The organism is Variovorax sp. AC103, from assembly GCF_979254005.1.
The window spans coordinates 1-250 of the sequence record NZ_CEEDFC010000084.1; the positions used below are offsets into that span (position 1 = coordinate 1).

At 69.2% G+C, this 250-nt stretch carries 1 protein-coding gene; it reads right to left on the reverse strand.

The window, feature by feature from the left end; translation table 11 throughout:
• Positions 1-250, reverse strand: a 250-nt coding sequence (locus AC0IYU_RS34885; protein WP_472126986.1) for an MBL fold metallo-hydrolase, incomplete at both ends; no start/stop codon positions are given.

Here is a 250-nt window from a genome sequence, read left to right on the forward strand (position 1 = left end):
GTGAACGGCTTGCCGTGCGAAGGCAGGCCCAGCGTGTCGGCGGGCAGCGCCTTGAACGTGTCGATGCTGTCCAGGAACAGGCGCAGCGAGTTCGCCTCGGGCTCGCCCGCGTGCACGCTCACGTTGGTGGAAAGGCGCGGCAGCATCATGTCGCCGCCCAGCAGCAGCTTGAGTTCGTCGCAGGACAGCGCGATGTGCTCGGGCGCGTGGCCGTAGCCGACGATGCAGCGCCAGGCGTGGCCGTCGATGG